General features: G+C 65.9%; 20 protein-coding genes. 2 read left to right on the top strand and 18 right to left on the bottom strand.

What is annotated here, in order from left to right; genetic code table 11:
• The first annotated feature begins 30 nt into the window (after positions 1–30).
• Entirely contained in the window at positions 31–363 is a 333-nt protein-coding gene (locus FM113_RS06595) for a PadR family transcriptional regulator (protein ID WP_087012769.1), read from the top strand.
• Positions 360–1,457 carry a permease prefix domain 1-containing protein gene (locus FM113_RS06590; RefSeq protein ID WP_087012767.1) on the top strand — a complete coding sequence of 366 codons (1,098 nt, stop codon included), beginning with the start codon at positions 360–362 and terminating at the stop codon, positions 1,455–1,457. The genes FM113_RS06595 and FM113_RS06590 overlap by 4 nt, the downstream gene beginning before the upstream one ends.
• 1 nt (position 1,458) lies before the next feature.
• Here the strand turns inward: FM113_RS06590 and miaA are convergent, their stop codons facing one another.
• The 18 genes from miaA to FM113_RS06500 form a co-directional block, all read right to left on the bottom strand.
• Positions 1,459–2,364 (bottom strand): tRNA (adenosine(37)-N6)-dimethylallyltransferase MiaA, encoded by a 906-nt coding sequence (miaA, locus tag FM113_RS06585; protein ID WP_087012765.1) that lies wholly within the window; start codon positions 2,362–2,364, stop codon positions 1,459–1,461.
• Complete coding sequence (miaB, locus tag FM113_RS06580) at positions 2,361–3,902, bottom strand: tRNA (N6-isopentenyl adenosine(37)-C2)-methylthiotransferase MiaB (RefSeq protein WP_087012763.1); 1,542 nt, start codon at positions 3,900–3,902, stop codon at positions 2,361–2,363. Before miaB ends, miaA begins: the two co-directional genes overlap by 4 nt.
• Positions 3,903–4,012: 110 nt before the next feature.
• Positions 4,013–4,900: a regulatory protein RecX gene (locus FM113_RS06575; protein ID WP_087012759.1), complete on the bottom strand. Its 888-nt coding sequence runs from the start codon at positions 4,898–4,900 to the stop codon at positions 4,013–4,015.
• Positions 4,901–4,905: 5 nt separating this feature from the next.
• A complete protein-coding gene (gene recA, locus FM113_RS06570) occupies positions 4,906–6,012 on the bottom strand; it encodes a recombinase RecA (RefSeq protein ID WP_087012757.1) in 1,107 nt (368 codons plus the stop codon).
• 241 nt (positions 6,013–6,253) lie between these two features.
• A complete protein-coding gene (locus FM113_RS06565; protein ID WP_087012754.1) occupies positions 6,254–6,475 on the bottom strand; it encodes a DUF3046 domain-containing protein in 222 nt (73 codons plus the stop codon).
• Between the two features lie 121 nt (positions 6,476–6,596).
• Entirely contained in the window at positions 6,597–6,917 is a 321-nt protein-coding gene (locus tag FM113_RS06560) for a helix-turn-helix domain-containing protein (RefSeq protein ID WP_087012752.1), read from the bottom strand.
• A 175-nt stretch (positions 6,918–7,092) separates the two neighbouring features.
• Complete coding sequence (locus FM113_RS06555) at positions 7,093–7,674, bottom strand: CinA family protein (RefSeq protein ID WP_087012750.1); 582 nt, start codon at positions 7,672–7,674, stop codon at positions 7,093–7,095.
• A 4-nt stretch (positions 7,675–7,678) separates the two neighbouring features.
• A complete protein-coding gene (gene pgsA / locus FM113_RS06550; RefSeq protein ID WP_087012748.1) occupies positions 7,679–8,284 on the bottom strand; it encodes a CDP-diacylglycerol--glycerol-3-phosphate 3-phosphatidyltransferase in 606 nt (201 codons plus the stop codon).
• A gap of 4 nt (positions 8,285–8,288) precedes the next feature.
• Positions 8,289–11,174 carry a DNA translocase FtsK gene (locus tag FM113_RS06545; protein ID WP_087012747.1) on the bottom strand — a complete coding sequence of 962 codons (2,886 nt, stop codon included), beginning with the start codon at positions 11,172–11,174 and terminating at the stop codon, positions 8,289–8,291.
• 99 nt (positions 11,175–11,273) lie between these two features.
• Positions 11,274–12,329 (bottom strand): peptidoglycan bridge formation glycyltransferase FemA/FemB family protein, encoded by a 1,056-nt coding sequence (locus FM113_RS06540; protein ID WP_087012745.1) that lies wholly within the window; start codon positions 12,327–12,329, stop codon positions 11,274–11,276.
• Complete coding sequence (gene murJ / locus FM113_RS06535) at positions 12,326–13,948, bottom strand: murein biosynthesis integral membrane protein MurJ (RefSeq protein WP_087012743.1); 1,623 nt, start codon at positions 13,946–13,948, stop codon at positions 12,326–12,328. The genes FM113_RS06540 and murJ overlap by 4 nt, the downstream gene beginning before the upstream one ends.
• A complete protein-coding gene (locus FM113_RS06530) occupies positions 13,948–15,048 on the bottom strand; it encodes a peptidoglycan bridge formation glycyltransferase FemA/FemB family protein (protein ID WP_087012741.1) in 1,101 nt (366 codons plus the stop codon). The genes murJ and FM113_RS06530 overlap by 1 nt, the downstream gene beginning before the upstream one ends.
• 3 nt (positions 15,049–15,051) lie before the next feature.
• Positions 15,052–16,728, bottom strand: a complete 1,677-nt coding sequence (locus tag FM113_RS06525) for a ribonuclease J (protein ID WP_087012739.1) — start codon at positions 16,726–16,728, stop codon at positions 15,052–15,054.
• A gap of 15 nt (positions 16,729–16,743) precedes the next feature.
• The gene (gene dapA, locus FM113_RS06520) at positions 16,744–17,721 is read right to left on the bottom strand and encodes a 4-hydroxy-tetrahydrodipicolinate synthase (protein ID WP_087012737.1); all 978 of its coding nucleotides are present in this window, start codon (positions 17,719–17,721) and stop codon (positions 16,744–16,746) included.
• Positions 17,722–17,825: 104 nt separating this feature from the next.
• A complete protein-coding gene (locus tag FM113_RS06515; RefSeq protein ID WP_369676688.1) occupies positions 17,826–18,377 on the bottom strand; it encodes a dihydrofolate reductase in 552 nt (183 codons plus the stop codon).
• Positions 18,374–19,183: a thymidylate synthase gene (locus FM113_RS06510; protein ID WP_087012736.1), complete on the bottom strand. Its 810-nt coding sequence runs from the start codon at positions 19,181–19,183 to the stop codon at positions 18,374–18,376. Before FM113_RS06510 ends, FM113_RS06515 begins: the two co-directional genes overlap by 4 nt.
• A gap of 13 nt (positions 19,184–19,196) precedes the next feature.
• Positions 19,197–20,123, bottom strand: a complete 927-nt coding sequence (locus FM113_RS06505; RefSeq protein ID WP_176387101.1) for a diguanylate cyclase — start codon at positions 20,121–20,123, stop codon at positions 19,197–19,199.
• 182 nt (positions 20,124–20,305) lie between these two features.
• The gene (locus FM113_RS06500; protein ID WP_087012794.1) at positions 20,306–21,904 is read right to left on the bottom strand and encodes an APC family permease; all 1,599 of its coding nucleotides are present in this window, start codon (positions 21,902–21,904) and stop codon (positions 20,306–20,308) included.
• Positions 21,905–22,014 lie beyond the last annotated feature (110 nt).

The raw sequence follows: 22,014 nt of genomic DNA, 5'->3' as shown, positions 1-22,014 counted from the left end.
ACCACCACTCGATCGACCATTGGAGGACCCATGATCGGAGCCGACGCGATCCGCGGCTACGTCGATCTCATGGTGCTCTCGCTGCTGCGGAGCGGCCCCTCGTACGCCTACGAGCTCGCCCAGCGCATCAACGACACCACGGGAGCCGACTACACGATCAAGCAGACCACCCTGTACTCGGCGGTGAAGCGGCTCGAAACCAGCGGCTTGGTGAGCTCGTTTTCGAGTCTCTCTCCCAGCGGCAAGCCGCGGACCTACTACCAGGTCACGGATGCCGGGATCGAGCATCTGCAGCTCAAGGTCACCGAGTGGCACCACACGAAGTCCGTCGTCGATCGATTCATCAAGGGAGTCGAAGCATGAACATCATCATCAGCTATCTCGAGACCATGTTCAGCGCCTACCCGCAGACGCCGCGGCTCCTCGAAGCCAAGGCTGAACTTCACGGGATGATGGAGGACGCCTACGCAAACCTTGTCGCGCAGGGACACTCGGAGAACGAAGCCGTGGGCCAGGTCATCCGTGACTTCGGGAACCTCGCCGAGGTCGCCCCCGAGCTCGGCATCACCGCTGAACTCGGTGCCGCGGCCGCTCCCGCGGCACCCGCCACCCAGACCGCTCCCCTGGCACCGGAGGCTCCCCCGCGGCCGCAGGCCCCGCAGCACCCGCCGGTCACCCTCGACGAGGCCCGCGGCTACGCCGAAGCGCAGCAGCGGATCCGGTATCGGGTGGCCATCGCGGTTGCACTCTTCGTGCTCTCCCCGGCCGCGCTCATCTTCCTCCCGGCCGCCGCCACGGCGGGCGCGGTGACGCTCAGCGCGGGCACCGCGACCATGATCGGGATCTTCACGCTGCTCGTCATCGTCGCGTGCGGGGTCATGACCCTCATGAGCACCGCGCGCGAGCTCGCACCGTACGGGCGGATCGAGCAGGGACGCTTCACCCCGGTCGCGGCGGTGACACAGTGGGCCGAGGAACTCGCCCAGACGCACGAGCCAGCGCGCATCCGCGCACTGCAGATCTCGGTGCCGCTCTGGATCCTGTCACCCGCACCGCTGCTCGCCTTCGCATTCCTGGACGACACAGTCGCGCAGAAGCAACTCTGGGTCCTGCTGGGCGTCGTGCTGATCCTCGGAATCGTTGCCGCGGGCCTGCTCGTGCTGCTCCCCACCGCTTGGGCTGAGTCAGTCCGGCACCGACTCGCTCACGGCCAGTCCCGAGCCGCGGGCAGCGGACCGAACGCAGACGGCTCCGGGGAGGACGAGCACAGCGTGGTCGGCGTGATCGCCGCCTTCTACTGGCCGCTCCTCACCGCGATCTACCTCGGCTGGAGCTTCATCGGGAACGCGTGGGGCCAGTCCTGGATGATCTGGCCGGTCGGCGCGGTGCTCTTCGGGGCGATCGCGGCGGGCGGCGGTGCCTGGGAGTCGTACCGCAAGAACCGCCGCACCCCGTAGCTCAGATCGCGGGCAGTTCCCCGGGGACGCGCCACTCGATACCCGGATACCGCTTGAACCAGCTCACCTGCCGCCGTGCATACCGTCGGGTGAGCGCCTGCGTCTCCGCGATTGCCTCGGCCTCACTCATGTCTCCGTCGAGCTGAGCGAGCGCCTGCGCATAGCCGATCGCGCGTGACGCCGTAGGCCCCTCGCGCACGCCTTCGGGAAGCAGCGCGTGGACCTCCTCAAGCAGTCCGTCCGCCCACATCCGCTCCACGCGCCGATCGAGCCGCGTCACAAGCTCCGCGCGCTCACTGTGCACCCCCAGGATCCGCGTGGCCTCGTGCCACCGCACCGGCTCGCTCGGCAGGGTCGTCTGCGCGTCCCCGCCGAGGAGGGCCACCTCAAGTGCGCGGATCACGCGCCGCGGATTCTGCGTGTCGACTGAGGACGCCACCGCGGGAGCGAGCTCCGCAAGTCGGGCGACGAGCGCTGGCACACCGGACGCTGCGGCATCGGCCTCCAGCCGGGCTCGCAGGGCCTCATCACGCGGGGGGAACTGAAAATCGAAGATAACGCTTGAGACATACAGGCCCGAACCACCCACCAGAATCGCGTCGTCGCCGCGTTCGAGAATCTCCGTGATCACCCCACGAGCGGCGGGCTGGTACCACGCGACCGTGGCCTCGGTCGCCGGGCTCAGCACGTCGAAGAGATGGTGCGGGATCCCGCGCCGAGCGGCGAGTGGCAGCTTTGCGGTGCCAATATCCATGCCGCGATAGAACTGCATGGCGTCGGCATTGACGATCTCCGCGTTTCGCCCGCGCGCAGCGAGGGCCTCCGCAAGATCGAGCGACAGATCCGACTTCCCGGTGCCCGTCGCGCCGACGACTACCCAGAGCGTCGGGGCGTGCCCGAGCGTCATCGCGTGCGGATCGTGGGCAGCCCGAGGCTCACCGCGCGCGGTGCCGTGTCCCCGGCGGGCGCGGGCACGCCGCAACTCTCGGCCTGACGCCGATCCCACGCATCGCCCGCTCGGGTACGGCGCAACGCATATACCCCGGCCACCTCATCGGCGATCAGGAAGTGCGGGGCCGCGGCCGTGATCTCGACGGTGACCACGTCACCGGGACGCGGCTCATCGGCCCCGTCGGGCAGCGCGAAGTGCACGAGCCGGTTGTCTTCGGCCCGGCCGGACAGGCGGCTGCGGGCTGAGTCTTTTCGCCCCTCGTTGCTGGAAACAAGCACCTCGGCACGGGTGCCGATCAGTGCTTCGTTCTCCTCGAGCGAGAGCCGATCCTGGAGCGCCATAAGGCGTTCGTAGCGTTCTTGTACAACGGCCTTTGGAAGTTGCCCGTCCATCGTTGCGGCCGGGGTGCCCGGGCGGATCGAGTACTGGAAGGTGAAGGCGCTCGAGAACCGGGATGCCTCGACGACGCGCATGGTGTCCTCGAAGTCATCGTCGGTTTCCCCGGGGAAACCGACGATGATGTCGGTCGTAATCGCGGCGTTCGGGATCTGCGCCCGGACATCGTCGAGGATGCCGAGGAACTTCTTGGAGCGATATGAGCGGCGCATTGCCTTCAGTACGGTGTCGGATCCGGACTGCAGTGGCATGTGCAGCGACGGCATCACGTTGTGGGTCTCCGCCATCGCCGCAATCACATCGTCGGTGAACGCGGCAGGGTGCGGGCTTGTGAAGCGAACGCGCTCCAGGCCCGCGATCTCTCCCATTGCGCGGAGCAGCTTCCCGAACGCTTGGCGATCGCCGAACTCGACGCCGTAGGTGTTGACGTTCTGACCCAACAGGGTGATCTCGATCACGCCGTCATCAACGAGCGCCTGTACCTCTGCGAGGATGTCGCCGGGGCGGCGATCCTTCTCCTTGCCGCGAAGCGCGGGGACAATGCAGAACGTGCAGGTGTTATTGCACCCCACCGAGATCGACACCCAGCCGCTCGCGGCGGAGTCGCGCCGCGTCGGTAGCGTGGAGGGGAACACCTCGAGCGCTTCAAGAATCTCGATCTGAGCTTCAGCGTTGTGACGTGAACGCTCAAGCAGTGCGGGGAGTGATCCCATATTGTGCGTACCGAACACGACATCCACCCAGGGTGCCTTCTCGAGGATCGTCCCCTGATCCTTCTGCGCGAGGCACCCGCCCACAGCGATCTGCATCCCGTCGCGCCCGCGCTTCACCCCGGCGAGATAGCCGAGGTTTCCGTAGAGCTTATTCGCTGCGTTCTCGCGGACCGCGCAGGTATTGATCACCACAACATCGGCCTGCTCCGGGTCCTCCGCCGAGACATACCCGGCGGCGTCGAGTGAGCCGGAGAGCCGCTCGGAATCATGCACGTTCATCTGGCAGCCGAGGGTGCGCACAGTGTAGCTGCGCGGGCTGCCATCGGGGCGCACGGCCGCGGGCGACGGGGCGATCTCGATACGTTCAGCGGATGCAAGACTCATGAGGCCCAGTGTATCGACGCTTCCCCCTCACTCAGCCCGGACGGCACCGAGTGACGGTGATCCGTCCGGTCCGCTGAGTGGTCGGCGCACGGAATTGAGGTGTGGTCGCGCTAGCGGAAGCGCACGCCTCCGCCGGATCCGCCCCGGGCGTTGCCGTCCAGCGCTTCTCGCGCGATGCGAGTTGCTGCTTCTCCGGACCAGCCGCGCCGTGCCAAGAACCCGAGGAGGCGGCGTTCGGCGACCTGACGATCGAGCCCGCCAAGCTTGCTCGCCCGCGACACCGCAGCCTCACGCAACAGGGAGAACTCTTCATCGCTGTCGAGCTCCCCCAATGCCTCATCAATCACGGCATCCGGGAGCCGCCGTTCTCGGAGTTTGATGCCAATTTGGGTCCGGCTCGCCCGCTTTGTCGACCGCAGCTTCTCCACAACCGTGCGCGCGAGCCCCAGGTCGTCGAGGTAGTGGCTTTCGCGAAACTCCTCGATGAGCACGTCAACATCATGGACAGAGTGATCCAAGCGGAGCAGCTCCTCTCGAAGCTCCCCGCTTGAGCGGGCCCGGCGTGCGAGGAGTTTCACGCCGTCGTTATACACCGGACGCGAATCAGCCTCATCGGGGTCCGGAGACGTGGGCTTCGCCGCCTCGGAGCGGACCGGAGCGCGCAGCGCGCTCGCGGGCCGCAGCCTGTCGCTGAGCGCGGTCACCACAGCCGCGGGCGCGGACGCCAGCGCGGGCTCGGGCTCGGGCTCGGGCTCGGGCTCAAGCCCAAGCTCGGACGGAAGCCCGACCTCAGCCTCAGCCTCGGCATCAGCCTCAGCCTCGGTCGCAGTCTCAGCCCATGCGCCCATTGGCGTGCCCCGGCCCAAGTCCTCGGGAGAGCCGCCCCAGGCGCGCTGCGGAAGCAAGCCACGGAGCTGAATGACCTCCGCGAGGTCTTCGCGGTCCGGCCCGCCCCCGGGCTCAGGACTTCCCGGGGGCGGCAGGAATCGCACAGCCATCGGCGTTAGGCGCTCGCGCGCTTCGCGTCTGCTGCAGCCGGAGCGACCTCAGCCTTTGCCTTCGACTTCCCCTCCGCTTCCGCGGGTGCTGCCTCCACAGCAGGCTCTTCCTTCCGGCCGTTCACGCCGAGCTTCGTCAGGATCTTCTCCTCGATCTCGGCGGCAATGTCCGCGTTCTTGATGAGGAACCGGCGGGCGTTTTCCATACCCTGACCCAGCTGATCGCCATCGTAGGTGAACCAGGCACCGCTCTTCTTAATGAGGCCCTGTTCAACGCCGTAGTCGATGAGGGACCCCTCACGGGAGATGCCGATCCCGTACAGGATGTCGAACTCAGCCTGCTTGAAGGGGGGTGCCATCTTGTTCTTGACAACCTTCACACGCGTGCGGTTGCCCACCGCGTCGGTGCCGTCCTTCAGCGTCTGGATGCGGCGGATATCGAGTCGCACCGACGCGTAGAACTTGAGCGCCTTGCCACCGGACGTGGTCTCGGGGCTGCCAAAGAACACGCCGATCTTCTCGCGCAGCTGGTTGATGAAGATACAGGTTGTCTTGGTCGCGTTCAGGCTGCCCGTGATCTTGCGGAGAGCCTGCGACATCAGTCGCGCCTGGAGACCTACGTGACTGTCGCCCATCTCGCCGTCGATCTCGGCCTTCGGTACGAGCGCCGCGACTGAGTCGATCACCACGAGATCGACCGATCCGGAGCGGATCAGCATGTCCGCGATTTCGAGCGCTTGCTCACCCGTGTCGGGCTGAGCAACAAGGAGCGCGTCAATGTCGACGCCGAGCTTCTTTGCGTATTCCGGGTCGAGCGCGTGCTCCGCGTCGATGAACGCGGCGATACCACCCGCGCGCTGTGCGTTCGCGATCGCGTGCAGCGTCAGCGTTGTCTTTCCCGAGGATTCCGGGCCGTAGATCTCAATCACGCGGCCACGGGGCAGCCCGCCAATGCCGAGCGCGACGTCCAGTGCGACCGAGCCGGTGGGGATGACCTCAACGGCCGCCCGCTCCTGACTCCCCATGCGCATGACCGCGCCCTTGCCGAAGTTGCGGTCGATCTGCGCGAGCGCTGCCTCGAGGGCCTTTTCGCGATCCTTGGGTGCTGCCATGATGTGCTCCTTGCGTGTGTGCGGGCGTTGCCGCGGGGTTGCTGCCTACGGACTGTCTCGGCCTCGGGAGAGGCAGACAAGGCACGGTGTCTTCGTGCTGCTCACCCTAAAACGGACCACCGACATTCCCGCCGCCGGATCCCCATTCTGTGGATAAGCGAGCATCAAACTCACCTGTTGACGAAGCTAGCACCCATCGAACACACTTTCGAACAGAGCCCCGGCGTGTTGCGCGCTTCGGTCACTCCTGCGGGTCGCGCAGACCCCGCCCGTACCGCCGCTCCGGCGGAATCTGGAGGTCGACACAGAGCGCCGCCCACACCTCGCGTGCGGCCACGCCACGCTCCAGCGCCTCTGCCGGAGTGCTCCCCAGCGCGGCGAGCCAGTGATCCCGCACCAGAACCCCCGCGTAGTCCTCGCCAAATTCCTCGGCGCATGCCCGCCGAAACTCACTCAATTTCATGCGATCCCCGTTCTCGCTTGATCTTCACACTGCCGGAAAATGGCGAAGCGCCCAACCCCCGAAGGGTATTGGGCGCTGCAACCGCACATCGGGTGCGCGGAGCATGCTCCGCGGCACTCGCCTACGAAACGAGCTCTGGAGCGAAGCCCGAGACAAGATCCGCCGGCACGGTGTCGGGGACACGATTCGCGAGGGGAAGCGAGAGCCCCTCCACGATTGCGAGACGCTCACTCACCTCACCCATAATGACCGAGAGTGGCGTGTCGAGCGCGTCGGCGACCGCGGCGAGAATCTCACTCGAGGCTTCCTTCTGGCCACGCTCGACCTCGCTCAGGTACCCGAGCGCGACGCTTGCGTCTCCGGCAACCTGGCGCAGTGTGCGACCCTTTTGCTGACGGAAGTCACGAAGCACATCGCCGATCTCTTGACGCATCAGCACCATGTGGACCCTCCTTCATTCGCACAGCCACCGGCCATGCGTCCACCCTACCCGCATGCACGTGGTGTGCAGTTACGGGAACGCCACCCTATCTCGGTGGTGTCATTAGGAACAACCCCGACACTACCCGGTCTATTCCTGAAACTTCGCTGAACCTGAGTCGAGACGACTCAAGTATTCAGGAATTATGCACCGGATCCCCAGTTTTTCCGCCTCGTGGGGCGGGCTCGTGCGTGGCCGCGTCGAGCAACGCCGCCAACGCAGCCCGCACCGTTGCAGCACGGATCAGCGGGCGATCCCCGGCAAGCGCCAGCGGAAAGGCGGTGTCGCGATCCCCCACGCTGAGCCCGATCCAGACTGTCCCGGCGGGCTGTCCCGTGTGAGGATCCGGGTCAGGCCCGGCCACTCCGGTCGTGGCCACGCCGATGTCCGCGGCGTGAGACACGTCAGGATCCGCGCCCAGGCCCGGCACGGCACAGGCGTTCCGCACACCGCGTGCCATCTGCCTGGCAACCTCAGCGTTCACCGGCCCCCGCGCGGCGAGCAGCGCGGCGTCCACGCGAAGTAACGAGTGTTTCACGGCGGTGTCATAGGCGACAACGGCACCGGAGAACACGCGTGATGCACCGGGAACTCCGACAAGCGCGGACGCTAGAGCACCTCCGGTCAGCGACTCGGCGACCGCGATCCGCAGTCCGCGCGCCGCGCCGGCGGTGATCACCGCGGCAGCGAGCTCCTGATCAACGTCTGGCTCGCCCATGGCGCTACTCGTTCGCGCCTGCAGCGCGCCGCGCCCGCAGGAAGCCCACGATGTAATCGAGTCCACTGAGGATCGTGAGGGCAACCGCGATTGTCATTGTGATGATGTTCAGCCAGATCGCGATGGGGGCGGCGTCGCCCATCACGCTCGCGAGCGGCAACAGCGCGAGCGTAATCGCAACGGATTGCGCGACAGTTTTCAGCTTCCCCATCCACGCAGCAGCCATGACGACGTCGTGCACGATCATGAGCCTGTGAACTGTCACCCCGACCTCGCGCACGAGCACGATGACTGTGATCCACCAGGGCAGCTCGCCCAAGATCGAGAGGCCAACGAGGGCGGCACCCGTGAGGAACTTGTCTGCAATCGGGTCGAGCAATTTCCCAAGGTCGGTGATGAGCCCCCGAGAACGGGCCAGGTAGCCGTCCCAGGCGTCGGTCGCGATCGCGAGTACAAAGAACACGGCAGCCGCCCAGCGCAGCGGGCCGTTCTGCCCGTCATCTGCCAGCAGCATCCAGACGAAAAACGGGGTGGCGATGATCCGCGCCGCCGTAATGATATTCGGCGCATTCCAGTTGCTGACGCGCGCGCCGGCCTCGTTCTCGCTCATGTGATTAGTCCCGTCCCGTGAGGCTCCAGGCGTCCTCGTCGTCGTCCCCGTCCACTTCTTCGAGTGTGGACTGGTACTTCGCGACGGGGTCGTCATAGCGGTCGTCATGCGTGGCCGTGTGATCCGTGGGCAGCGCCGCTGTCGGCGTATCCGCGAGGGCGGGAAGGACCGCGGTTTCGGGCGAGACGTGGCTCGCCGCGGCCGGGGCCGTCTGCGGCGCCGCGGGCGCAGGCGCGGGCGCAGGCGCAGGCCCACCCTTCAACTGCGCGAGCACGCCCGCGAGTTGTTCCGGTGCCACCAACACGTCGCGCGCTTTGGAGCCTTCCGAAGGCCCCACGATGTCGCGGGACTCCATCAGGTCCATGAGCCGCCCGGCCTTTGCGAAGCCCACGCGGAGCTTGCGCTGCAGCATCGAGGTCGATCCGAACTGCGAGCTCACCACGAGTTCGACCGCAGCGAGGAGCACCTCAAGGTCGTCGCCGATGTCCTCGTCGATGTCCTTCTTTTCGGCAACCTGCGCCACGTCCGCGCGATACTCCGGCTGGGCTTGCGCCTTCACGTGCGCAACGACCTGAGCGATCTCAGACTCGTTGACCCAGGCTCCCTGCACACGCATCGGCGTGGACTCACCGTTCAGCAGGAGCAGTCCATCGCCCTGGCCGATCAGCCGCTCGGCGCCGACCTCGTCGAGGATCACGCGCGAGTCGGTGCCGGAGGCCACCGCGAACGCGTAGCGACTCGGCACATTGGACTTGATCACGCCGGTGACAACGTTCACGGAGGGCCGCTGTGTCGCGAGCACCAGGTGGATACCCGCGGCACGGGCAAGCTGAGTGATGCGCTGGATCGAATCCTCGACATCGCGCGGGGCGATCAGCATCAGGTCTGCGAGCTCGTCCACGACAACGAGCAGGTAGGGGTACGGCTTGAGGACGCGCTCACTTCCGGCGGGCAGCACGATACTGCCGGCGCGCACGGCCTCGTTGAAGTCGTCGATGTGGCGGAAGCCGAAGCTCGCCAGATCGTCGTACCTCATGTCCATTTCCTTCACGACCCACTGCAGCGCCTCGGCGGCCTTCTTTGCGTTCGTGATGATGGGCGTGATGAGGTGCGGCACACCCTGGTAGACCGTGAGCTCGACGCGCTTCGGGTCCACGAGCACCATCCGCACCTCGGAGGGCGTGGCACGCATCAGGATGCTGGTGATCATCGAGTTAATGAAGCTCGACTTTCCGGAGCCTGTGGCACCAGCCACGAGCAGGTGGGGCATCTTTGCGAGGTTCGCAACGACAAATCCGCCCTTGACGTCTTTGCCGACCGCGATTGTCATGGGGTGTGTGCTGCGCAGTGCCCGGTTGGAGCGCAGCACATCGCCGAGGGCCACGTTCTCGCGGTCCTGGTTCGGGATCTCAATACCGATGGCGCTCTTGCCCGGGATTGGGGAGAGGATCCGGACCTCGTTCGAGGCGACGGCGTAGGAGAGGTTCTTGGACAGCGCCGTGACCTTTTCGACCTTGACGCCGGGGCCGAGTTCAACCTCGTACTGCGTGACCGTGGGACCGCGAGAGAAGCCAGAGACGCGCGCGTCAACTTTGAACTCCTCGAACACGCGGGCGAGGGCGGCCATGATCACGTCGTTCGCGTCCGTGTGCGCCTTCGGGGCGTCGCCCGCCGACAGCGCCCCCTGATCCGGGAGCTTGTATGCGGCCTGCTGAGCCGGCTCGTGCGCGGGGGCCACCACAAACGGAGCGGTCGGCGCGGCCGAATCCACAGCCGGCGCGGCCTCGCCGGTCTCTGCGGCGAAATCGTCCCAGGAGTCGTCACCGAGCCCCGAGGCGGGGGCCGGGGTCACCGACTCCACGGCGGCCTCAGCGTGGTCGAGATCGTCAAACAGTGCCGCGGGGAACACATCGGTGACGGGCTCGGGCTCAGGAGCGAGCGCAGACTCGAAGGCCACCTTGCGTGCCGGGGCCTCGTCCGGCGCGTCCGCACCGTCGAGCACCGAGTCGAGTGCATTCGGCTGCTCCGCGTATGCGGGGTCTTCCTCCCGGCCGGACGCGTTCCGGCGCCACCAGGGCAGGGCGCCCGGCTCGGACTCCTGATCCTCAATGTCAAACAGCGGCGTCTGCACGCTCCCGCGATCGCGGTCCCGCTTCGAGGCGCGCGGCTCGGCCGGGGACTCGCTCTCGACGACGCCAAACAGGAATACGTAGGCCTCGCGCAGGCGCTGCAGAATGCGACCCGGCGGGGTCTTCGTGACGATGAGCACCGACAAGAGCAGCAGCAGCGACAACACGGGCGTCGCAAACCAAAGCGTGAGCGCCGCGAGCGGTGTCCCCACCATCCAGCCAAGCAGGCCACCAGCCTCAGCCAGTGCGGGCATGCCATCACGCGGGTTTGGCTGGCCACCGTAGACGTGGGTGAGCCCCGCGATCGCCGTGATCGCAAGGAACAATCCGATTGAAATTCGACGGTTATCGGTGACGCTCGAGGGGTGATTGAACAGCCAGAGGGCAAAGCCCATCATGATGATCGGGAGGCCAAAGGCCACGCGCCCCAGGAGGCCACCAAATGTCCACGCGTCGAGTTGCACCGCGACGGGCTGGCCGATCAGGAACCACTCGATCACGGCCCCCGTGACCGCGAGCAACACAAGCAGCAGCGGGATCCCGTCCCGCCGGTCCTCGGGCGCGAGCGGCTCGACGCGGAACGCGCGCGCCGCGCCGCCCACGGCGTGGGCAAGGCCGTTCCACGCCCGCACGATCACGCCTTCCGTCGGCTGAGCTTCGACAAGCACCTTCGTTTTTGCGGTCGCCCGAGAGCCCGTAGCGCGGGATCCCCGAGCCGCAGTGCTCCCCGATTTGGAGCGCGACGAAGCTTTACTGGCCATACTCACTACGGTACAAGACACCACTGACACTCGGGGTCTGGGCCGGCGGCGCGCCAAATATCGGCGCGGGAGCACGCACCCCTCCCCCGCTGCCCGGCGCTACCTCCGCCGCAGCGAGCGCACAATCTTCTTCGCCAGCGGGAGCCCCTCGGTCCAGATCGTGTAGCCGGGCCCCGGGCGGTCCCAGGAACCCGCGAGCAGGTTTTCGTGGGAGGCAAATCCGGTCTTGAACGTGGTCACACCGTCGTTGATCAGACCGCCAAAGTCGTAGCGCTCGATCCCAATCGACTTCATGTGCCGGATCACGTGCCACTTCAGCGCATAGTTCGCCCGGAGCCGCTGTCCCGCCTCGCTCATCCCGCCGTACAGTTCGAAGGCCGTGCGTCCAGACTTTGCCATGTACAGGAACGCCACCGGGGCGCCGTCAACGTACGCAGCCCAGACGGGGGCGTCGTCCCCGAGCATCGTGAACGCATCGTGGTAGTACGAGTCCTCGTGCAGGCCAAAGTCGGCGCGCTCACTTGTGGCGCGGTACACCTCGAGGCACTCGTCAAGCTGCGCGATCGTCTCGACCGGCCGGATCTCGAGCGACTCTTCCCGCCCCGACTTCCGGATGTATTGCCGGTGTTTCTTCGACATGTCACCGATCAACTCGTCCTCGGACTTCCGCAGGTCGAGAATCAGCGTGCGCGCGGGGAGGATCGGAGTCTTCGCCGCACGCCACTTGGGGCCGAGCGGGAAGGTGCCAGCGTCCTCGTCGGGCTCGATCGAGACGGCGACCGCCCGGCGCGAGCCGTGGACGTAGGCGGCGACGGCGTCGGCAACGGCACCCGGAGCGGGAACCGGTGCGGGGAGATCTACGTTCCCGGCATCGCGCGCGACGACCGGGCCGCGGGGTGCATACACGAAGCCGCCCAGCGGGCCAGGCAAGGCCCGGGTCAGGAGTTGGCAGGCGCCGACAATTGGCGCATCGGTGCCGGATCCGGCACGGACGAGCACGCGCTCCGCACTCCACCGGTGCGCGGATTTCAGTTCCCCCCAGCCCCAGAGCTGCAGCGGGTGTCCACCGAGCTCACGGACTGTGCCGTCCCAGAGGTCGCGATCAGTGCAGGGGGTGACGGTGAGCGTCGCGCCGGGCTGAGCCGAGGAGGTCACGAACGGGTCCTTCCGAGTTTGCGAGCCACGAAGCCTGTCAGCTCCGCGAGCTCTGGGGAGCGCAGGAGGCGCAGGCAGAGCAGGTAGACGAGGCCGCACACGACGGCGACAATAACCGCGAAGAACACCGCGACGACCGCGTTGACCTCTCCGACCGCACCGCGCAGCAGGCCTGTCGTCACCATGCCGATGAGGACGGCGGGAACGGCCGCGAGGACAAACCGCACCACACTCTGCGTGATCCGGAGCCCGTCGATGGAACCGATCTTGCGGCGCAGCAGCAGCGTTGCGAGCACCGCCTGCACGATTGTTGCGAGCGACCACACGAGGGCGTAGGCCATGCCGATGAACGCCGGCGGCACAAACGTGGGCAGCAGCAGCGAGAACACGATCACGAGGCCCATCTGCACAGTGGTGAAGACAAACGGGGTGCGCGTATCGGACAGTGCGTAGAACGAGCGCTGCACCACAAACAGGAAGCTGTACGCGGCGAGGCTCAGGACGTAGGCCTGCAGGGCGAGCGCGAACTGATCCACCTGCAGCTCGGTCGCGCTGATGTTGATGATGCGCGCCACAAACGGGGCGGCCGCGAACAGCGCCACCGCCGCGAACATCATCACGAGGCTGATCTGGCGGGCCGAGGCTGAGAAGTCAGCCCGGAACTCGGCCATACGGCCGGTCTGGCCCCACTCGCTCAGCCGCGTAAAGTACGCCGTCGCGAGCGAGACCGCGATCACGGAGTGCGGCATCATGAAGATCAGCCACACGTTCCCCATTGCGCTCGTGGAGGGGCCCGCGCCGCTGCCGATGGCGACGACGTTGTTGGTGATCAAACCGCCGAGGTTCATCACGACGATCGTCGCGAGGCTCCACACAGCAATCTTCGCGGTGCGACCGAGGCCCACGCCGCGCCACACAAAATCCGGGCGGTAGCGGATCCCGGCGCGCCGCCAGGACACGAACAGGATCAGCCCCTGGGCGACAACGCCGAGCGTGGCGCTGCCCGCGAGCACCGCGATCGCGAGCGCATCCCAGTCCACCACCGATCGCAGCTGACCCGTGGGGTCCGAGCCGTACATCAGCATGAACACAACGATGCCCGCAATCGCGATCACGTTGTTCAGCACCGGGGCCCAGGTGAACGGGCCAAACACGCTGCGCGCGTTCAGGACTTCCCCGAGCACGGTGTAGAGCCCGTAGAAGACAATCTGGGGCAAGCACCAATACGCGAACGCTGTGGCGAGGGCGAGCTGGTCATCCGGCCACGTCACAGCGGTCAAGCGCACAATCCACGGCGCAAACAGCATCGCGATCGCGGTGATCACCACAAGCGCAACCGTGATGAGCGTCAAGATCTTGTTGATGTAAGCCGCGCCGCCGTCGGGGTTGTGCGCCGCCTTCACGATTTGCGGCACAAGCACAGCGTTTAGCATCCCGCCGAGCAGGATCATGTACACGATGTTCGGCAGCAAATTGCCGTTCTGGAACGCGTCGGCGGAGGTCGAGCCCACGGAGCCGATCGCGATCGCGAGCAGCATGGCCTTCGCAAGCCCGAGGATCCGCGACACCATCGTTCCCGAGGCCATGACGGCGCTCGCGCGCATGAGTCCAGCAGCCATTAGTAGTACGGATCCTTTCGCACCGCGAGCGACAAGCGCCGGGCCAGCCTGTCCCCCAGCTTGCCCCAGAAGGCGAAGGCCCACGGCTTCAGCGGGAGGTCGAACGCCCCAGCGTAGTCGACGATCTCTGGCGCGAAGGAGCGCTTGAATTGTCCGACCCCGTGCAGCGGGTGCGTCGTATCGTCGACGCGGTCTGACGGCGGGGCCCCGCAGAGATCGTGCAGCACCGCGCCGCGCTCGTTCGCCCAGCGGATCACTTCCCACTGCAGCGCGTGGGAGGCCCCGTAGGCGCTCTTCGCGCGCACGGAGGCCCCATCTTTATAGGTTGTTTTCTGGCCGAGCGCCATCGCGAAGGCGCCGGCGACGAGCTGCGGGGTGCCCGATTCGTCCGGGCGGTGTGCCAGGAAGATCTGCCCGGCACCGGCAGCCTCAAACGTCTGCCAGAACGCGCGGTAGTAGGACTCCGCGCGCAGCACGAAGCGCCCCTCCGCGGTCTCCTGGAGGAGCCGGAACAGCGCGGCGCAGTGTTCGTCGGTGGCCGCCACACGCGTCACGACGATGCCGTCTCGACCCGCGCGCGAGATCGCGTTGCGCGCCTTCTTGCCGATCCGCTTGAACACCTCTTCCGCGGTTCCCGATACATCCACAAGGATCGTGGAGGGGTTCGGGATGATCCGCACGGTGTCGCGGTACCCGGCGGCATGGAACGCCGCCCGGGTGTCTCGACCCGTTCGAGGCTCCATCTTCAGCAGGAACGCTCCGCGGGATCGCGCAAGCGCAGCGACGGCCGCAGCAACCTCGAGGACCCGTGCGACGTCTTCCCCTGCGGGGCCCGCGGGCAGGTGCCACCACTCGCCGAGCAGCGGCACACGCTTCGCAAGCACACCAACAGCGACCGGGGTCGCTCCGGGGCGCTCCACGATCACGCGGTGCGCGCGGTACCCACCCTCTGCGCATTTGACGCGCAGATAGGGGTCACCAGACCACACCTCGCCACCACCAGGATTCGCTGCGCACAGCGCATCCCAGTTGGCGATCTCGGTGTCTGAAGCAAGGCGGGCGACGGCCGAAGCCGCCGCCGTACCTGAGCCCGGAAGCACGCGCTACACCACCACCACGACAGGAACGATCATCGCCTTGCGGCGGAGCTTGGTCCCCACCCACCGTCCGACCGTGCGGCGCACGATCTGCTGCAGCTGGTGGTGGTCCGTCACGCCGTCACGCATTGCATCTTCGAGCGCCTTCGCGACCTGCGGCTTGATCTTCTCAAAGACGTGACGCTCCTCCGCAACACCCTTGGCGTGGATGTCCGGGCCGGAAACGATCTGCCCGAGAGTGGTCTCCACGACCGTGATCACGGAGATGAAGCCCTCTTCGGCGAGCGTGCGCCGATCACGCAGGTCATCCTCAGTCACCCGACCGACGCTCTTGCCGTCGACGTAGATGAAGTCGATGTCGATCTGTCCCACGGGACGTGCCACACCGTCGACGAGGTCAACAACCGTGCCGTTCTCGGCAATGACAGTCCGGTTCTGGGGCACACCGGTCTCGATCGCGAGGGCAGCGTTCGCAACAAGCATGCGGTGCTCGCCGTGGATCGGCATCACGTTCTTGGGACGAACGATGTTGTAGCAGTACAGCAGCTCACCCGCGGACGCGTGACCGGACACGTGGACTTTCGCATTGCCCTTGTGCACCACGTTGGCACCCAGCTTGATGAGGCCGTCGATCACGCGGTAGACGGAGGTCTCGTTGCCCGGGATCAGGCTGGAGGCGAGAATGACGGTGTCGTCCTCGCCGACCTCGACCTGGTGCTCGCGATTGACCATGCGGCTGAGCACTGCCATAGGCTCACCCTGCGAACCCGTCGACATGTATACGATGCGGTGATCAGGGATGTCGCCACTCTTCTTGAGATCCACGAGCACGCCCTCAGGCACCTCGAGGTAGCCGAGATCGGATGCGATCTTCATGTTGCGCACCATCGAGCGGCCGAGCAGCACCACACGGCGGCCGTTGGCCTGCGCGGCGTCGAGGACCTGCTGTACGCGGTGCACGTGGCTCGAGAAGCTCGCCACCACAACTTTGCCCTTGGTCTTCGAGATGACCTGCTCGATGACGGGTCCGATGTTCTTCTCGGGCGAGGTGAAGCCCGGAACATCAGCGTTTGTCGAGTCGGTCATGAAGAGGTCAACGCCCTCTTCGCCGAGCCGGGCGAAGGCGCGCAGGTCCGTGATGCGGCCGTCGAGTGGCAGCTGGTCCATCTTGAAGTCACCGGTGCCGATGACCAGGCCGGCGTCCGTGCGGATCGCGACCGCGAGCGCATCGGGGATCGAGTGGTTCACCGCGATGAACTCGAGATCAAACGGGCCGAAGGTAATTTCCTCGTCCTCTGCGACCACGTGGGTGACCGGGCGGATCCGGTGTTCCTTCAGCTTCGCCTCAACAAACGCGAGGGTCAGCTTGGAACCCACGAGGGGGATGTCCTCCCGCATCTTGAGCAAGTACGGGACGCCGCCGATGTGGTCCTCGTGGCCGTGCGTGAGCACAACCGCCACGATGTCCTTCAAGCGATGCTGGATCTTCGTGATGTCCGGCAGGATCAAGTCCACACCGGGGTGGTGCTCCTCGGGGAAAAGCACACCGCAGTCCACGATGAGCAGCTTGCCATCGATTTCGTAGACCGTCATGTTGCGGCCGACCTCACCGAGGCCGCCCAGCGGGGTAATGCGAAGGGTGCCCGATTCAAGGGCGGGTGGTGCGTAAGCGGGGTTGGGCACAAAGCCTCCTGTTTGTTAGCGGGTGGTGCCTGCGATCTGGGGCAGGGCACCGCCGGCAGCCGCGTTGCGGTCCGGCCTGAAGTTTGAAAGATCGACGCCCGGAACATTGGTGACGAGTGCGAGCTCGTCTTCAATCAGAGCCGCCTCCCACTCTTCCGGGCCGACGAGCGGGAGCCGCACGCGCGGGCTTCCGATCCGGCCAAGGCCGTGCAGAATGTACTTCGCGGCGACGGTGCCGGGCACGTGTGTCATGACCGCGCGCACGAGGGGCTCAAGATTCTGGTGTGCTTCACGAGCGGTGTGTAGATCTCCCGCGTTCACCGCGTCCACGATCACGCGGTACGGGGCGGCCGCGATGTTCGCGGTGACCCCGATCAGCCCGGTCGCGCCGATAGAGAGGTGCGGGAGCACGTTGGGATCGTCGCCAGAGAAGTACATGAGATCGGTCTGGTTCAGCACGCGGCTGACCTCACTCAAGTCTCCCTTGGCATCCTTTACCGCGAGGATGTTGGGGTGCTTTGCGAGGCGCAGGATCGTCTCGTACTTGATCGGGACGCCGGTCCGACCGGGGATGTCGTACAAAATGACGGGCAGATCCGTCGCATCAGCGACCATCCGGAAGTGCGTGAGCAAGCCGGCCTGGGTCGGCTTGTTGTAGTACGGCGTGACGATCATGACGCCGTCCGCGCCGGCTTTCTCGCTCGCTTTGTACAGTTCGATCGCGTGGGCGGTCTCATTGGATCCGCCACCGGTGATGATCTTTGCGCGCCCGCTGGAGACCGCTTTCGCGACCTCCACGAGCTTCAGCTTTTCGGGGTCCGTCAGGGTGCTTGTCTCACCGGTGGTGCCGGTGACCACGATGCCGTCAGCGCCGCTGACGATGCACTCATCGATGTGTTTCTCGACGGCAGGCCAATCGACTTCGCCGTCCGCCTGGAAGGGCGTAACGAGCGCGACGAGTACCTGTCCGAAGGGATTCTCCTGATTTGCCACCTCCCTAGGCTACCGGACGCTGCCGTCTCTCACTCATTCGGCGGGCACCGGCGCGGGAAAACCCAGGGAGAAAATGGAGAAATTCGAGGAATTCCGAGGAAACATTACGCCGGATTGCGGTGCCAACGCTCGATGTGGAATCGAAGCCCGGAGGCCGACACCTGCTCGGGCTGCGACTCGGCAAGGTGCCACTCCGACCCGATCTCGGGCGCAAAGGTGTCCGCGTCACTGACCTCGAGCGCGATCCGCGTCACGACGAGCTCCTCTGCGAGCGCAAGGGCCGAGCGGTAGAGCTCACCGCCGCCCATCACCCAGGCGGTGACCGCACCCGGAGCGGTCGCCGGGACCGCGAGATCTGTGCCGGGGCGCAGCAGCGCGAGCGCGGCCTCGAGCGACGCCACACGGGAGGCGCCCGGGGTCGCATACGCGGGATCCCGCGTCACCACGATGTTGCTCCGCCCCGGTAACGGCCGCACTCGGTCGGGCAGCGACTCCCAGGTGCGGCGCCCCATGATGACCGGTGCGCCGAGCGTGGTGCGCTTAAAGTGTGCCAGGTCCTCGGGCAGGTGCCACGGCATGTCGCCGTCGCGGCCGATGGCCCCGCCCGCGGCTTCTGCCCAGATCATGCCGATCCGAGGCGCGTCGGCTGTGCTCACACCGCGACCGGGGCCTTGATGCCCGGGTGGTGTTCGTAATCGAGCACCTCGAAGTCGTCAAGCGTGTAGTCGAGGATCGAATCAGCCTGGCGGATCGCGATCCGCGGATACGGGAATGGCTCGCGCGCGAGCTGCGTCTCGACCTGCTCCACGTGATTGTCGTAGATGTGGCAGTCGCCGCCGGTCCATACGAACTCTCCGGGCTCCAGCCCGGTCTGCTGTGCAACCATCAGCGTCAGCAACGCGTACGAGGCGATGTTGAAGGGCACCCCGAGGAACATGTCGGCCGAGCGCTGGTAGAGCTGGCAGGAGAGCTTGCCGTCGGCGACGTAGAACTGGAAAAACGCGTGGCAGGGTGCCAGTGCCATCTGGTCAAGTTCTGAGACGTTCCAGGCCGAGACAATGAGTCGGCGCGAATCGGGCGTCTGACGAATCTGCTCGACGACCTGCGTGATCTGGTCGATGTGCTCACCGTCGGGCGTGGGCCAGGAGCGCCACTGTACCCCATAGACGGGCCCCAGGTCGCCCTGCGCGTCTGCCCACTCGTCCCAGATCGTGACGCCGTTGTCCGTGAGGAACGACGTGTTGCTCTCGCCCCGGAGGAACCACAGGAGCTCCACGGCAACTGACTTAAAGTGCACGCGCTTGGTTGTCAGCAGCGGGAACGACTCCGCGAGATCAAAGCGGATCTGTCGGCCGAACAAGCTGCGCGTGCCCGTTCCCGTGCGATCGGACTTCGGGGTGCCATGCTCGTACACTTCGCGCAGCAGGTCCTCATAGGGGGTCAGAATCGGGTTCGCAGTCACCCCACCAGTGTACCTACCGACGGTCCTGTTTGGCCGTGAGCATGAGCAGATCGGCACGCGAGATGAACGCCGCCGAGCTCTCCCCTGGCTGCCACTCGGCTACCCCAAAGGACCAGCCCGGATCCGGCACAGCACGGCGCAGCCTATCCCCGGTTGCGGAGCCCGCAAGCGCATCCGAATCGATGAGCAGCAGGGCAAACTCGTCGCCACCGAAGCGCGCGAACACGTCTTCCGGGCGTGTATGTTCCTGGAGCGCTCGCGCAAAGCTCTGCAGCACCCGGTCGCCCTCGGCGTGCCCGAGCTCGTCGTTGACGGCTTTGAAGCGATCCAGGTCAAGGTAGAGCAGCGCAATCGGCTCACCGCTCCGCTGCGCCGCGGCCACGGCCTTGCCCAGCAACCGCTCGAAGCCGCGCCGGTTCCAAACGTCGCAGAGCGGATCCGTGATCGAAGCGCGTTCGAGGCGCCCTTTGAAGCGGCCGATCAGTTCGCCGATGACAATTCCCGTCACCGCAAGCGTGAGCAGAACCGGCAAGATCTCCTGATCGAATCGCAGCATCATGATGACGCCATAGACCACGATCCAGATGTATCCGAGCAGTCGCGCAAACCACATCGGGAGAAACCACACGAGGAGCAAAAAGAACGGCAGGAAAAGCAAACCCAGGTTGACGGCGCGCAGTGCGTTCGGGGCAAAATACACAGTGGGAACCACGGCGAGCATGACCGCAATCATGAGCAGTCCGGCCGCCGCAGGTCGGAATCGACGCCCGGCCCAGAGTACGATCAGCGCCGCGACAAAACACGCGATCATCGTGGCGATCAAGTCGGGGCGGGCCGACGGGCCGATCCGAAACACTGTCGCGTTCAGCGCTGCAAGGATCCCGCCCGAGAGCAGGAAGAGGGCGGTTGCGATCGAAAGCTCGCTCTGGCGTCTTCGCATCATCCATCCCCTTCCGCAGCTGCGGCTCACATTCCCAGCCGCGCGGTTGCCCGCATTGGGTCCCCCGAGTGTAGAGCACGACAGGCCCTCCAGAAAAACCGAAACCGGCGCGGGGCCGGGGATCTTACGATCCCCGGCCCCGCGCACGACCCGCGCACCGCGCGGCTGACACTGAGTGTCGGCTACGAACCGAGCCCGTCATCGAACACCGGCATTGCCGAGGTATCCGAGCGCGCATCAGCCTTCGCGAGCACCTGGCCACGGAAAAACGCCGGCTTTGACTTGGCCTGCAGGAGCATCAGTACGACACCGAGGCCCAGCACTACGACGCCAATGATTCCGACGAGCCCAATACCGCCGATATTGCTCCCCGAACCGAACTCGGGGTCCATGCTGTCGACAGTTGTCTGCACGAAAACTACGAGCAGCAAGAGGCCGCCGAGACCGGGGAAAACGAGCTTCGACATGATCGAGCCGAAGCCCTCCTTGATCGCGGTCCGCCGGAAGTACCAGGGGCTCGCGAGTGCCGTGATCCCGTAGTAGAAGCACACCATCATGCCGAGGGCCGTGATCGTGTCCCACAGCACATCCTCACTCAGGAACCGCATCAGAGCGTAGAACACCGAGGCAACGACCGAAGACAGCATCAGGGCAACATACGGCGACTTGTACTTCGGGTGGATCTTCTTGATCGCGGGCGGCAGCGCACCGTAGTGCGACATTGCGAGCAGCGTACGGGCCGGGGAGATCGCGGTCGAGTTGATCGAGGCCATCGCGCTTACGAGGATCGCGAGAGAGAGCATGATCGCGGCCGGGCCCATAACGGGGTGTGCAAGCGCGGCAAACACGTTCTCCGCGATCGCCGGGTTGTTCAGGCCGGTTCCGGTCTCGCCGAGTCCCGCGTAGGCGACCGTGGCGGCCGCGGTGCTGACGTAGAGCACAACGAGAATGAAGACAAGGATCATTGCGGCCTTGCTCTCCGTCGAGAGCCGCCCCTTCGACGGCTTCGTCTCTTCCCCCATGGTGAGAACAGTGTCCCAGCCCCAGTAGACAAAGATCGACACGGCGATGCCCGCCGCGAACGCGCTAAAGCTGTCAACCTCAAGCGGGTTAAACCAGGACAGCTCAGGGACGCGGCCGGCCTCATTCGCGGGGTCAGCGGCACCGACAAACATCGCGACGATGAACCAGATCATGATGGCCATCTGGAAGACCACGGTGATGTACTGGAAGATCTTGGTCGAGGTCATACCCCGGTACGAAATGAACGTGGCCACGGCCATGAAGCACAGGCACACAAGGATGTTGATGAACTTGTTCCCTGACAGCTCCGCGATCGAGGGATCGTTCGCCACGATGCTGATCGACTGGAACAGGAACTCCACCGCGATACCCGCGAGGTTCGAGAGCACGAGCACCGTTGCGGCGATCAAGCCCCACCCCGCCATCCAGCCGACCCACGGCCCAAAGGCGCGCGTTGCCCAGGTGAACGAGGTGCCCGAGTCGGGCATCGCGGTGTTCAGCGCGCGGTAGCCGAGCGCCACGAGCAGCATGGGGAGGAAGCCCATGAGGAAGATCGCGGGAGTCTGGTACCCGACCTCACTCGCCGCGGGACCCACGGCGGCGGTCAGCGTGTACGCGGGGGCGCACACGGACAGGCCGATGACCAGCGCCCCCATGACACCCACGGTGCCCGAGGGCAGCCCCTTTTTGCTAATTCCGGTGACCGAATCGAGTGTCCGAGTTCGTGGCTCGGGGGCGTTGAGGTCGTACTTCGCCATCACAACCGTGCTTTCTCGCGCGAGGTGGTGCGCATCGTCGGCGACAGGAGATTCGTCTGAGAATCCGCGCGAGGTCATCTTGGCCCCGATCCCTGGCATTCGGGCATCGA

It is taken from the genome of Leucobacter sp. 7(1) (assembly GCF_900163635.1).
Lineage (GTDB): Bacteria > Actinomycetota > Actinomycetes > Actinomycetales > Microbacteriaceae > Leucobacter.
This window is presented reverse-complemented; position numbering and strand designations above follow the sequence as displayed.